Consider the following 15,004-nt stretch of genomic DNA (forward strand, 5'->3'; position numbering starts at 1 on the left):
GGGGACCGCGGTCGCCGTGTCCTGAGGCGCAAGCGCCGTGTCGATGGGTGGGATCATGGACCAACTGGCTGCCGACTCCGCTTTCCCGTTGTCGGACGCCCAACGGGAGATCTGGCTGGCGCAGCGGTTCAACCCGGATAGCTTGCACTTCCGCGTGGGCCAGTACGTCGAGATCGACGGGGCGATCGACGGCGCCGAGTTCGAAGCCGCGGTCCGCAAGACCGTCGCCGAGGTGGATGTGCTGCACTGCCGCGTCCACGAGGTGGACGGCGTTGCGCACCAGACCGTGAACCCCGTCCCCGACTGGGACTTCCCCGTGCTCGACTTCAGCACCGAACCCGATCCGGGTGCGGCGGCGGAGCGCTGGATGTACGAAGACCTCGCCGTCCCGATGGACCTGACCCGCGACCGGCTGTTCTCGTACGCCCTGCTCAAGCTGGCGTCGGACCGCTTCTACTGGTATCAGGGCTACCACCACCTGGTCACCGACGGTGCGGGCAGCATCCTGATCTCGCAACGCGCAGCGCATCTTTACACGACGAGCGTGCAAGGTCTGCCCGCGGAGCCCGCGCCGTTCTCGTCACTGCGGGAACTGGTGGCGGAAGACGCCGAGTACCGGAACTCCGGGGACTTCGAACGGGATCGGAAGTACTGGCTGGAGAGGTTCGCAGACCGGCCCAACGTGGCACGGATTTCCGCCATGACGGAGGATCTGCCGCGGAGCTTCCTTCGGCACACCAGCCATGTTCCGGCCGCAGCCGCGGACCGGATCAAGGCGGCCGCCCGAACCGCCCGCACGCACTGGTCGGTCATGCTGCTCGCGGCGACCGCGGTGTACCTCCACCGGCTCACCGGGGAGGAGGACATCGCGGTCGGTTTCGCAGTGGCTGCTCGCAAGAACGCAACGCTGCGCCGCAACCCGGGCACGCTGGCGAACGTGGTTCCGCTGCGGGTGAAGGTCGATGGTGGGACCACGGTGCACGAGCTCCTCCGGCAGGCCTCGCGGGAGGTTCGCGGGGCCTTGGCGCACCAGCGTTATCGCGCGGAGCAGCTGGCTCGCGATCTCAACCTGACGACCGGCATGCGCCACCTCATGGGCCCCGAGGTGAACGTGATGCCGTTCGACTTCGACCTGAGCTTCGGGCAGTGCGCCGCGCGGCTGCACAACTTGTCCAACGGGTTGGTCGACGATCTGTCCATCATGGCCTACGACCGCCTCGACGGTGGTGATGTCCGGGTCGACTTCAACGGGAACGCGGACCGCTACAGCAGCGATGCCCTGGGCACCCATCAGGATCGGTTCCTCGCCCTGCTGGACGTGCTGGCCGGCGACTTGGACGCCGAAGTCGGTGAATTGGACGTGCTGACCGCCGCGGAGCGGAACGAGCTGCTGGGGCAGTGGAACGGCGCAGCCGCCGAGCTGACTTCCTCGGTGATGCCAGAGCTGCTGGACGACCAAGTGGCGCGCAGTCCGGACGAGGTCGCGTTGGTGTGCGGTGGGAAGAGCCTCACCTACGCGGAGCTGCACGCGCGGGCGAATCAGCTCGCTCGCCACCTGGTCGAGCTGGGCGTTGGGCCCGAGCGAGTGGTCGGATTGTTGCTGCCGCGCACGGCGGACATGGTCATCGCGATGCTTGCGGTGCTGAAGGCCGGCGGTGCTTACCTGCCGGTCGACCCCACCTATCCCGCCCATCGCGTCGAATTCATGCTCGCCGACGCGAACCCGGTCCTGCTGCTGGCCACGACGGACACCGCCGGGCGCGTCGCGCAACCGCCCGTCGACATCGTGGTGCTGGACGACCGGAACGTGCGCCGCGCGCTCGCCGAGCAGCCGAGCTCCGAGCTCGGCGACGACGACCGCCGGTCGTCGCTGCGCGGTTCGCATCCCGCCTACATCATCTACACCTCGGGTTCGACCGGCGTCCCGAAGGGCGTGGTGGTGTCCCAGACAAGTGCGGTGAACCTGGTGTCCTGGGCGGTTCGCGCCCTGGGGGAGCGGCTCGGCCGGGTGCTCGCGTCCACGTCGTTGAGCTTCGACGTATCGGTGTTCGAGCTGTTTGCCCCCTTGGCCTGCGGGGGCTGCGTCGAAGTGGTGCGGGACGGCTCGGCGCTGGCGGAGCGGTTGTCCGCGGGGCCGGCTCCGAGCGCGATCAGCGGCGTTCCGTCGGTGCTGGGCCAGGTGGCCGCAGCGGTGCGGGATTCCGGGTTCTCGGGTGTCGTCGTGTGCGCGGGGGAAGCGCTGCCGACGGGGGTGGTGGCCGCGCTGGAGGCGGCGTTCCCGGGATGTCGGGTGATGAACGCCTACGGGCCGACCGAGGCGACCGTGTACGCAACGGCGGGCTGGTGCGGGTCGGACGCGGACGGCGGTGGTATCGGTGGTCCGGTCGCCAACACCCAGGTCTACGTGCTGGACGACAGGCTGGCATTGGTTCCCCCCGGCGTGGTCGGGGAGTTGTACGTCGGCGGGCTCGGGGTGGCGCGCGGCTATTGGCGCCGGGCGGGGCTGACGGCGGAACGCTTCGTGGCCAATCCCTTCGGCCCGGCCGAGAACTCGGTGGCGGGGAGCGTGTCGGCGGGTGCCGGCGGTCGGTTGTACCGCACCGGAGACCTGGTGCGGTGGAACGACCGTGGCTGGCTGGAGTACGTCGGCCGGGTCGACGACCAGGTCAAGGTGCGAGGTTTCCGGATCGAGCCTGGCGAAATCGAGAACGTCCTGACCGAGCATCCGGGCATCGCCCGCGCCGCGGTAGCCGCCCGCGAGGATCGGCCGGGGGACAAACGCCTCGTCGGGTACGTGGTTCCCGCGCCGTCCGCGGAGCTGGACGTTCGCGAGGTGCGCGAGTTCCTGGGCGGCCGCGTGCCGGATCACCTGGTGCCGGCGGCGATCGTGCCCATGGACGCACTACCGCTGACGGCGAACGGCAAACTGGACCGCCGGGCCTTGCCTGCGCCGGAGTTCACGCGTGCCGCGTCGTCTCGCCCGCCGCGAACCCAGGTCCAGGAAGCGTTGTGCGAGTTCTTCGACCAGCTGCTCGGCGTCCCGGACGTGGGGATCGACGACAGCTTCTTCGACCTCGGCGGGGACAGCATCTCCGCCATCCAGCTGGTCAGCCGGGCACAGGCCGCCGGCATCACCTTCACCCCGCAAGACGTGCTGGTGCACCGGACCGTGGCCGGCATCGCGTCCGCAGCCGGCGTGCACGCGGATGCCGAGCCGGTCGAGGACGACGGCGTGGGCGCCCTCGGCTCGACGCCGATCGTGGATTGGTTCCGGGGTTTGGGTGGGCAGTTCGACGGGCTCTGCCAGGCGATGGTGGTGGCCTTGCCGACGGGGATCGACCGCCCGAACTTGGTGGCCGCCTTGGAAGCGCTGGTGGAGCGGCACGGCGCGTTGCGCTTGTGCGTAGACGACGGTGCCGAGCAGGGCTTGCGAGTAGCGCCCGTCGGGTCGTCGCCCGTGGCGGACCGCGTGACGCAGGTGGACGTGCGCGGTCTTTCCGAGGACCAGTTGAACGCGGCCGCGGACGAGTACTTCGCCGCTGCACAGGCTCGTCTGGACCCGAGGTCCGAAACGGTGTGGCAAGCCGTGTTCTTCGATGCCGGAGCCGGAGGGGCGGGCCGATTGCTGCTGGTGATCCACCACCTGGCCGTCGACGGGGTGTCCTGGCGGATCTTGCTGTCGGATCTGGCCACCGCGTGGCAGGCGATAGCGGCTGGGCGAACCCCGTCGCTGCCGTCGCGTGGCGCGTCGCTGCGCCGCTGGACGCGAATTCTTGCCGCAGAAGCGCGAAGTCCGGAGCGAATCGCCGAGCTAGACCACTGGAAGCGGACGCTGGCAGACGCCGTGCCCAAGCGCGGGGGAGCAGCCGGGCATCAGGAGTCCGGCGAGCTGACGCTGCGGTTGCCGGTGGCGGACACTGAGCCGCTGTTGAGGCGGGTGCCCGCCGTCTACCACGCGGACACCCACGAGGTGCTGCTCGCCGCGCTGGGAACCGCCGTTGCGCAATGGCGACGGGGGCTGGGGTTGTCGGGCCGGGCAGTGGTGGTCGATGTCGAAGGCCACGGGCGGCACCAAGAACTCGCCGATGGCGTGGACCTGTCGGGCACGGTCGGCTGGTTCACCACGCTGTACCCGGTGCGCCTCACCCCTGGCCTCTTGGAACGCGAGGACGTTCGGCGTGGCGGGCCGGAACTCCGGCGCACCATCCAACACCTGAAGGAAGAGATCCGTGCGGTGCCCGACCACGGCCTGGGCTACGGGCTGCTGCGCTACCTCAACCCGGAGACGGCCGAGGAACTCGCGGGTCTGCCCAGTCCCGAGATCGGGTTCAACTACCTGGGCCGGTTCTCCGCCGCAGATGACGCCGACGGGGACACCGCGTGGGTACCGCTCGCGGACGGTACGGGCCAACCCCTGAGGGTTGCTACTGCCGCCGGGCCGGGAATGCCCCCGGTCCACCTGCTGGACCTCAACGCGGCGGTGCTGTCCACCGCCGGGCGGCCGCAGCTGGTCGCGACCTGGTCCTGGCAGCCGCCACTCGACCGGGACCAGGTCACGGCGCTCGCGGAGATCTGGTTCGAGGTGCTTCGCGGCGTCACGACAGCAACCGACCAACCCGGCGCGGGCGGCCACACGCCGTCCGATTTCGGGCTGGTCAACCTCACCCAGCAGCAGATCGACCAGCTCGAGTCAGCGTGGAGGAGATCACGATGGAGCAGCCCGGATTCGTAGACGTGTTGCCGCTGTCCCCGCTCCAGGAAGGTCTGCTCTTCCACGCCCTGCACCAGGGGAGCGGCCCGGACGAGTACGTCGTCCAGGTCGTCCTGGAGCTCGATGGACCGCTGCGCGCCGCCGAGCTGCGCGGCGCCGCGGAGGCGATCTTGCGACGCCACCCGAACCTGAGTGCCGCCTTCTGGTTCGAGGGGGTGGCCAGCCCGGTCCAGGTCATCCCCCGCTCGGTGACCTTGCCGTGGGCGGAGTTCGACCTCCGCGGCCGCACCGTGGACGAGCAGCGCGCCGAGCGCGAGCGCCTGCTGCTCGAGCAGCGGGAGGCCGGCTTCGACCTGTTCGACCCCCCGCTGCTCCGGTTCGCGCTGATCCGGCTCGAACCGCAGCGGCACCTGCTGGTGCTGACCAACCACCACATCCTGCTGGACGGCTGGTCGTATCCGGTCTTGTTTCGCGAGCTGTTCCAGCTCTACCAGCGCGGTGGTGACGACAGCGAGCTGCCGCGGGTCACGCCGTACCGGGAGTACCTGGCCTGGCTCGCCGGGCAGGACCGGCAGGCCGCGGAGGACGCGTGGCGGCGCGCCCTGGCCGGGCTGTCCGAGCCGACCTTGCTCGCGCCGACAGCGGGCCCGGCCGGACCGGGCCGGCGCGCACAGGCGACCCTCGAACTGCCCGCGGAACTGACCGCGGACCTGCGCGTTCTCGGCCGCCGCCGGGAGCTGACCACCGGCACCCTGGTCCAGGGCGCCTGGGCGATCCTGCTCCGGTCGTTGACCGGCCGCTCCGACGTCGTGTTCGGCACCACCGTGGCCGGGCGGCCGCCTCAACTGCCCGGCGTGGAATCGATGGTGGGGTTGTTCATCAACACGGTGCCCGTCCGGGTCCGGCTCGATCCGCACGAACCCCTGGCTGACGCGCTTCGCCGCTTCCGCGACGAGCAGGCCGCCTTGGTCAACCACCAGCACCTCAGCCTCACGGACGCGGGCCGGTTGAGCGGGCACGGAAAGCTCTTCGACTCCCTGGTCGTCTTCGAGAACTACCCGCTGGACACGGCGGGCATCACGCCGGCCGGAAGCGAGCTGCGGGCCGTCGACATCGCCGGTCACGATGGTTCGCACTACCCACTCAGCCTGATCGTCTTCCCCGGCGAGAAGATCGTCCTCCGGCTGGATTACCGTTCGGACGTGTTCGAATCGTCCACTGTGGAGCAGTTGCTCGGGCGATTGGGCCGCCTCCTGGAGGCGTTGTGCGCGAATCCGGACTGCCCCGTGGGCAACGTCGACCTGGTCGGCGACGTCGAGCGGGAACGCCTCCTGGGCTTGAACGACCCGGCAGTGGTGACCCCGTCGGCCGTCGTGCCGGAGTTGTTCGGCCGGCAGCTGGCTCTCCGGCCCGAGGCGATCGCGGTCGTGTCCGGCGAGGTGGAACTGACCTACGCGGAACTCGACGCCCGGTCGAACCAGCTCGCACGCCACCTGGTGGCGTCGGGGGTCGGCCCGGAACGGGTGGTGGTCCTGGCGCTACCCCGCTCGGTCGAAGCGGTGGTCGCCGTCCTGGCCGTGCTGAAGGCCGGTGGGGCGTACCTGCCGATCGATCCGGGCAATCCCGCCGAACGGGTCCGGTCGATACTGCGCGATGCCACGCCTGTGCTGATGCTGACGACCGCGGCCACCCGGCCTGGCGTCGAGGAGGGCGGCACGCCGACCGTCGTGCTCGACTCGCCGGAGGTGCAGCAGCGGCTCGCCGCGCAGCCGACGGCCGAGCTCACCGATGCGGAGCGCGGAGGCGCACTGCACCCCGGGCAAGCGGCTTACGTCATCTACACCTCCGGTTCCTCGGGAATCCCCAAAGGCGTTGCGGCGACGCACGAGGACGTGGTCGAGCTGACCGGGGACCGCGCGTTCGACAGCTATGCGGACGCGCGGGTGCTGGTGCACTCGCCGCTGGCCTTCGACGCGTCGACCTACGAGATCTGGGTTCCGCTGCTCCGTGGCGCGCGGCTCGTGTTGGCCCCCGGGGAAGCGGTCGATCTCGACGCGTGGCATTCGACCATCACGCGGAACCGGGTGACGCACGCCTTCTTGACCACGGCTCTCTTCAACCACCTCGTCGGCGAGCGCATCGAACTGGTTTCGGCACTGCGGGAGGTGTGGACGGGCGGGGAAGTGGTGTCGACGCAGGCATTCCGGCGCGCCGTCGAAACCTGCCCCAACACCAGGTTCGTGCACGTCTACGGGCCCACGGAAACAACCACGTTCTGCGCCTACCACGAGGTGAGGACTGCCGATTCGATCGGGAACACGGTTCCGATCGGCCGGGCCATGCGCAATATGCGGGTGTATGTGTTGGATGGTTTTTTGGGTTTGGTTCCTGTGGGTGTGGTGGGGGAGTTGTATGTGGGGGGTGTGGGTTTGGCGCGGGGGTATTGGGGTCGTGGGGGGTTGTCGGGGGAGCGGTTTGTGGCGGATCCGTTTGGTGGTGTGGGTTCGCGGATGTATCGGACTGGGGATTTGGTGCGGTGGAATTGTGATGGTGTGTTGGAGTTTGTGGGGCGTGTTGATGATCAGGTGAAGGTTCGGGGTTTTCGGGTTGAGTTGGGTGAGGTGGAGGGTGTGTTGGCCGGGTGTCCTGGGGTGGGGCAGGCGGCGGTGGTGGTGCGTGAGGATGTGCCGGGGGATAGGCGTTTGGTTGGGTATGTGGTGGGTTCGGGTGTGGAGGGGGCGGGGGTTCGGGATTTCGTCCGCGCGAAGTTGCCGGAGTTTATGGTTCCGGCTGTGGTGGTGGTGTTGGATGAGTTGCCGGTGACGGTGAATGGGAAGTTGGATCGGAGGGCTCTTCCGGTTCCTGGGTTTGTTGGGCGGGTTTTGTCGCGGGCGCCGCGGGGTTTTGTTGAGGAAGTTTTGTGTGGTGTGTTCGCTGAGGTTTTGGGTGTTGATCGTGTTGGTGTGGATGATGGTTTTTTTGATTTGGGTGGTCATTCGTTGTTGGCGACGCGGTTGGTGTCGCGGGTTCGTGGGGTGTTGGGTGTCGAGCTGGGTGTGAGTGATGTGTTCGATGCTCCGACGGTGGCGTTGTTGTCGCGTCGGGTGTCGGGTGCGGGGCGGGCGCGTGGTGGTGTGGTGCGGGTGGAGCGTCCTGATCGTTTGCCGTTGTCGTTCGCGCAGCGGCGTTTGTGGTTTTTGCATCGTTTGGAGGGGCCGTCGGCGACGTACAACATTCCGCTGGTGGTGCGGTTGGTGGGTGAGGTTGATGAGGGGGCGTTGGCTGGGGCGTTGCGGGATGTGGTGGTGCGGCATGAGAGTTTGCGGACTGTTTTTGGTGAGGTCGATGGTGTGCCTTGTCAGGATGTGGTGGATCCGGGGGGTCTGGATCGTGTGTGGCCGGGTGTGATTGTTAGTTCTGTGGATCGTGGGCGGTTGGATGGGGAGGTTGCCCGGGCGGTGCGGTATCGGTTCGAGTTGGGTGGTGAGTTGCCGGTTCGGGCTGAGTTGTTGGTGGTCTCGGGTAGTGAGCGGGTGTTGGTGTTGGTGTTGCACCATATTGCCGCGGATGGGTGGTCGTTGGAGCCGTTGTGGCGGGATTTGGCTGATGCTTATGCTGCGCGGCGGGATGGTGGTGTGCCGGTGTGGGAGTCGTTGCCGGTGCAGTATGCGGATTACACTTTGTGGCAGCGGGATCTTCTGGGGGATGAGGATGATCCGGAAAGTCTTGTTTCTCAGCAGCTTGGTTATTGGCGACGGGAATTGGAGGGTGCTCCGGAACAACTCCAATTGCCCACCGACCGACCGCATCCGACGGTTGCATCGCACCGTGGCGAGACATTGGTCGTCGAATGGTCACCAGACCTCCACGCCCGATTGCTCCACGTGGCGAGGGCTTGCGACGCGAGCTTGTTCATGGTGTTGCACGCCGGATTGGCTGCACTGCTGACCAGGCTCAACGTCGGCGAGGACGTGGTGATCGGCTCCGTCGTCGCAGGCCGTACCGACGAGGCGTTGGACGATCTCGTCGGATTCTTCGTCAACACCCTCGTGCTCCGGGTGGACACCTCCGGCGATCCCACCTTCCGCGAACTCGTCCGCCGCGTCCGGGACACCGACCTGGCGGCGTACGAGAACCAGGACGTTCCCTTCGAGCATCTCGTCGACGTGCTCAAGCCGACCAGGACCTTGACCCACCACCCGCTGTTCCAGGTGATGCTCACGCAGCAGAACGCGCCGCGCACCGAGTTGAGCCTCCCCGGCGCGCGCGGTCGACTGTTGCCGGTGAACGTCGGCGCGGCCCGGGTGGATTTGCTTGTCAGCGTCGACGAAGGCGTGCACTTCGAAAGCAGCCGGACGGGTCTCGCGCTGACGGTCGAGTACAACACCGACATCTTCGACCGGTCCACTGTGGAGTCCCTGCTGTCCCGGTTCCGCAGGCAGCTGGAGACCGCGGTCGATGAGCTCGATCGGAGCATCGGCAGCTTCGACGTGGTGGACGCCGCCGAACGGCGCCGACTGTTGACCTCGTGGAACGACGCGGCGATCCCACTGCCGTCGTCGCTGGTGCTGCCGGACCTGTTCGAGCAGCAGGTGGCGCGAACGCCGGACGCGGTGGCGCTGGTGTTCGAAGGTGCGGAGTTGACCTATCGGGACCTGAATGCGCGCTCGAACCAGCTCGCCCGGCATCTGGTCGAGCTGGGCGTGGGACCTGAACAGGTGGTGGGGCTGGCCATACCCCGCTCGGTGGAGATGGTGGTCGCGGTCCTCGCCGTGTTGAAGGCCGGTGGCGCCTACCTGCCGATCGACCCGGCATATCCGGCCGATCGGATCGAGTTCATGCTCGCCGACGCCCGGCCTGCGGTGGTGTTGACGTCCTCGGCGGTGCGCGCCGCGCTGCCGAGGACCGACGCGACTTGCCTGCTGGTCGACGACCTGGTGGGCCAGGGGCGTTCGATGGAGAACGTCGCGGACTCCGAGCGGCCGGCGCCGCTGCTGCCGCTGCACCCCGCCTACGTGATCTACACGTCCGGTTCGACCGGCGTGCCGAAGGGAGTCGTCGGCCTGCACGCGGGTCTTGCGAACCGCTGGCAGTGGTTCAGCGAGCGGTATCCGCAGTGGCGGTCGTCAACGGTCCTCGCGCGGAGCTCGCTGAGTTTCCTGGACAGCGCCACCGAACTGCTCGGCACGATGTTGCACGGGGGCAAGGTCGTGCTGGCCGGGGACGACGTCCTGCGGGATCCCAGCGGCCTGGTGCGCCTGGTCGCGGAGCACGGGGTCGAGCGGGTGACGGTGGTGCCGAGCTTGCTGCGGGTGCTGCTGGACGACGCCTACTCCAGGTCGTTGGCGTCCGTCCGATGTTGGGTTACCAGCGGTGAAGCCCTGCCCCGCGCTCTCGTCGAGCGCCATGCGGAAGTCCTGCCGGATTCGCTGCTGCTCAACCTGTACGGCTCCTCCGAGGCCAGCGCGGACAGCTTGTTCTGGGAAGCCGGGGACGGCCCGGTCCGGGTCGGCCGCCCGGTCGCGAACACCCGGGTCTACGTGCTGGACGGCCGCATGCGCCTGGTGCCATCGGGTGTGGTGGGGGAGCTGTACGTCGCGGGTGTGGGCTTGGCGCGGGGGTACGGGGGTCGTGCGGGGCTGACCGCCGAGCGGTTCGTGGCGGACCCGTTCGGCTCGGCCGGGTCTCGGATGTTTCGGACCGGGGACTTGGTTCGGTGGAACCACCAGGGCGAACTGGAGTATCTGGGGCGCGCGGATGACCAGGTGAAGGTACGGGGCTTCCGGATCGAACCCGGCGAGATCGAGAACAGGCTCACCGAGCATGCGGGGATCGCCGAAGCGGCGGTCGTGGTGCGGGAGGACAAGCCGGGCGATAGGCGGCTGGTCGCGTACGTCGTGTCCAGTTCGGGTGATGAGCCGGACGTCGGCCAGGTTCGGGATTTCGTCCGCGCGAAGTTGCCGGAGTTCATGGTTCCGGCCGCCGTGGTCGCGTTGGATGAGTTGCCGATGACGGCGAGCGGAAAGCTGAACCGGAAATCACTGCCGAAACCGGACTTCGCGAAGTCCGCTGCGGGGCGCGGCCCGCGGACACCGCTCGAAGCGGAACTGTGCGGTTTGTTCGGCCAAGTGCTCGACGTCGCAACGGTCGGGGTGGACGACAACTTCTTCGACCTGGGCGGCGACAGCATCTCCTCCGTACAACTGGTCAGCCGGGCCAAGGCGGCCGGGATACCGATGACCGTGCAAGACGTGTTCCAGCACAAATCCGTGGCCGCGTTGGCTCGGGCAGCCGCGCCGCAGGATCCGTCGGCGCCCCCGGCAGCGGAACCGCAACCGCTCCTGGTCGACCTGACCGCGGACGAGATCGCCCGGGTGCAGGCCGAGTACTCGCGGCCCGGCGAGCGCGGGGCAGCCCAGATCCTGCCGGTCACACCGCTGCAGGAAGGGTTGCTCTTCCACGCGCTGTACGACGAGCACAACTCCGACGACTACGTGGTCCAGCTGTCCCTGGAGCTGGCCGGGTCGTTGGATCCCGAGGCACTGCGCAATGCCGCGGAAGCACTGCTGCGGCGCCACCCGAATCTCCGCGCCGCCTTCTGGTGCTACGACGTCGAACGCCCGGTCCAGGTCGTGCCTGGTTCCGTGGCGTTGCCCTGGCAGGAAATCGACCTCCGGCACCTCGCTGCCGACGAGCGGCGGGCCGAGTCGGCGCGGCTCCTGGATGCGGAGCGGTCGCACCGGTTCGACCCGGCCGCGCCCCCGCTCCTGCGGTTCACGCTGATCCGCCTCGGCGAACAGTCCCACCTCCTGGCGCTCACCAACCACCACCTCCTGCTGGACGGCTGGTCGATGCCCGTGCTGCTGCGCGATCTGTTCCACCTCTACGAGCACGGCGAAGAGGACGGGCTGCCGCCGGCCACCCCGTACCGGGATTTCCTGGCGTGGCAAGCCGCGCAGGACAGGCCGGCGGCGGCAGCCGCGTGGCGGCAGATGCTGCGCGGACTGGAGGCGCCGACCCGCATCGCGCCGAACGCGGAGGTCGTTCGAGCGCAGCCGCGACGTCACCAGGTCACGTTCGAACTACCGCCGGAGCTGACCGAATCGATGACGGCCCTCGCGCGGCGCCGCGGCTGGACGCTCAACACGTTCGTCCGCGGCGCGTGGGCACTGCTGTTGGGGCAGTTGACCGGCAGCGACGACGTGGTCTTCGGTGCCACCGTCGCCGGACGGCCACCGGAGTTGCCGGGCATCGAGGGCATGGTCGGCCTGTTCGTCAACACCCTGCCGGTCCGCGTCCGCATCAAGGCGGGCGAATCCGTTTCCGCGCTGCTCTCCAGGATGCAGGAAGACCAGCTGCGGATGACGCAGCACGAACACCTGGGACTCAGCGACATCCATCGGCTGACCGGACACAGTGGACTCTTCGACAGCCTGGTCCTGTTCGAGAACTTCCCGGTCGATCCGACCATGCTCGACTCGGTGGGAGGGTTGCGGGTCGCTGACGCGCACAGCCACACCACCACGCACTACCCGCTCAGCCTCGTCGTGCAGGGGCGGCGCTTGGAACTGCGCTTGGACTACCGGTCGGACGTCTTCGACCGACCGGCGATCGAGGTCTTGCTGGACCGGCTCCACGCGCTGTTGCGGATGGCGGCCGACGACCCGGATCGGAACGTTGCGGACATCGATGTGCTCACCGCGGCCGAAAGGGAACGGTTGTTGGTCGAGTGCAACGCCACCGAGGCGGACCTGCAACCGGAGTCGTCGGTGTTCGCGTTGTTCGAGGCCCAGGCCGGCAAGTCCGCGAGCGCCGAGGCGGTCGTGTCCGGCATGGCGAGGCTGACCTACGCGGAGCTGAACTCGCGCGCGAATCGGCTCGCCCGCCACCTCATCGGCCTGGGCGCGGGCCCGGAGCGCGTGGTCGCCCTGGCGATGCCGCGCTCGGCGGAGATGGTGGTCGCCCTGCTGGCCGTGCTGAAGACCGGTGGCGCCTACCTGCCGATCGACCCGGCCCATCCTGGGGAACGCATCGGGCACGTGCTCGACAACGCCGACCCGGCGATCGTGTTGACCACCGCTGACACGGCCCGACGACTGCCCGGGGTTTCCCGACCGCTGGTCGTGCTGGATGACGGCGAGGTACGGGACTCGCTCCACCGGCTACCGGCAACGGACCTCACCGACGTGGACCGCCCGGCTGCCCCACATCCGCTGCACCCCGCGTACGTCATCTACACGTCCGGGTCCAGCGGGAAGCCCAAGGGCGTGGTCGTCCCCGAGCTGGCCCTGCGGAACCTGCTGCTCGGCATGGGCGAGGCGTTGCGGCTCGACGAGTCGGACCGCTGGCTGGCGGTCACAACGCTCGCGTTCGACATCGCCGCCCTGGAACTGCTCGGCCCGCTCCTGGCCGGCGCCACCGTCGTGGTCGCCGACGACGGGATGGTTCGCGATCCGGCGCTGCTGACCACCCTGATCGAGCAGGAAGAAGTCTCGATCGTGCAGGCCACGCCCTCGTTGTGGCAAGGACTGATCGGTTTCTGCGGCGCGAATTTCGAGAACCTCACGATGTTGTCCGGTGGCGAGCCACTGCCCGCCGAGCTCGTCGCCGAAATGCATGCGACCGGCGGTCGAGTCGTGAACGTCTACGGCCCGACGGAGACGACCATCTGGTCGACGTTGGCCTGGTGCGACGACACGCGACCGCCATCGATCGGTGGCCCGATCGCCAACACGCGGGTGTATGTGCTGGATCGCTGGTTGCGGCCGACCCCGCCGGGCGTGGTCGGGGAGCTTTACGTGGGCGGCACGGGATTGGCGCGCGGTTACTGGGCCCGCCCGGGACTCACCGCGGAACGGTTCGTGGCGAACCCCTTCACCAAGCCGGGAGATCCGGTGGGTAGCCGGATGTACCGGACCGGGGACCTCGTGCGGTGGAACCATGACGGCGAACTGGAGTACATGGTGCGGGCCGACGACCAGGTGAAGGTGCGGGGCTTCCGCATCGAGCCCGGCGAAATCGAGAACACCCTTGCCGCGCATCCCGGAATCGCCCGGGCCGCAGTGGTCGTCCGCGAGGATCGGCCGGGCGACAAACGACTGGTGGCGTTCGTGGTGCCCGCCGCGGGGGCCCAGGTCGACGGTGACGAGGTCCGGCGGTTCGCGCGCGAGTTCTTGCCGGAGTACATGGTGCCGGCCGCCGTGGTGGCGTTGGAGGAGTTGCCGGTCACGGCGAACGGCAAGTTGGACCGCAAAGCGCTGCCGGCACCCACGTTCACCGGCGGTGGCCGGTCGAGGCCGCCGCGCACCCGCACCGAAGTGCTCCTGTGCGACCTGTTCGCCCAAGTACTGGGCGTCGAGCGTGTCGGAGTCGACGACAATTTCTTCGACCTGGGCGGGCATTCCCTGCTCGCCACCCGGCTGGTGTCCCGCATCCGCAAGGACTTCGACGTGGCTTTGGGCGTGGGGGCGCTCTTCGAGGCGCCGACAGCGGCGGACCTGAGCCGCCGGCTGGATTCGGGAGACATCGGTAGCGGCCTGGACGTTCTGCTGCCGCTGCGCACGACCGGCAGCCGCCGGCCGCTGTTCTGCGTCCACCCGGCCGGCGGGATCAGCTGGCCGTACGCCGGGCTGCTTCCGCACCTCGACCCCGAACAACCGGTGTACGGCCTGCAAGCCCGGGACCTGACCGAAGATCGTTCCGGTCCAATCGGCGTCGAGGAAATGGCGTCCGATTACCTGGCGCGCATCCGAGCCGTGCAGCCGACTGGACCGTACCGGTTGCTCGGCTGGTCGTTCGGCGGCATCATCGCGCACGCCGTCGCCACGATGATCCAGGACGAAGGCGGCGAGGTCGAACTGCTCGCGTTGCTCGATTCGTTCCCGGCGCCGACCGACCAGCGAGAACTGCCGCCACCCGCAGCGGACCGCGATGTCCGCGACATGTTCATCGACGTCATCGGCGCGGACGAATCGGCCGCGTTCGTCCTCGACGAACAGATCCTCGACCGCCTTTGCCGGAGCCACGCGCGGCACGAGCGAGCCATCAGGCAGTACCGTCCCGGCCGGTTCCACGGTGACCTGTTGTTGTTCGTCGCCGTCGGCGAACGGGGAGGCGGTGCGCCCGAGCCGTGGCGTGCTCGGCAAGCGTGGATCCCGTGCGTCAACGGTCAGATCGAGGTTCACGAGATCGGCAGCGAACACGACTACCTGATGAAACCCGAGGCGCTGTCCCAAATCGGGCCGGTCGTGGCGAGTCGACTCGATGGGTTGTTCGGCAAGAGGCCGACCTGAT

2 protein-coding genes are annotated in these 15,004 nt (G+C 68.6%); both read left to right on the forward strand.

The genetic code is table 11. The features are described from left to right. The first annotated feature begins 55 nt into the window (after nucleotides 1-55). Nucleotides 56-4,732: an amino acid adenylation domain-containing protein gene (locus AB0H93_RS30985; protein ID WP_358577206.1), complete on the forward strand. Its 4,677-nt coding sequence runs from the start codon at nucleotides 56-58 to the stop codon at nucleotides 4,730-4,732. Continuing rightward, nucleotides 4,711-15,003 (forward strand): amino acid adenylation domain-containing protein, encoded by a 10,293-nt coding sequence (locus AB0H93_RS30990; RefSeq protein ID WP_358577208.1) that lies wholly within the window; start codon nucleotides 4,711-4,713, stop codon nucleotides 15,001-15,003. The genes AB0H93_RS30985 and AB0H93_RS30990 overlap by 22 nt, the downstream gene beginning before the upstream one ends. Nucleotide 15,004: the final 1 nt, after the last annotated feature.

This window comes from Saccharopolyspora sp. NPDC050642 (assembly GCF_040654735.1).
In the GTDB taxonomy this organism is placed as follows: Bacteria; Actinomycetota; Actinomycetes; order Mycobacteriales; family Pseudonocardiaceae; genus Saccharopolyspora; species Saccharopolyspora elongata.

Bases quoted from the DNA above. Each gene is read 5' to 3' on its own strand.
- AB0H93_RS30985 (WP_358577206.1), top strand. From the start codon at position 56: ATGGACCAACTGGCTGCCGACTCCGCTTTCCCGTTGTCGGACGCCCAA.
- AB0H93_RS30990 (WP_358577208.1), top strand. From the start codon at position 4,711: ATGGAGCAGCCCGGATTCGTAGACGTGTTGCCGCTGTCCCCGCTCCAG.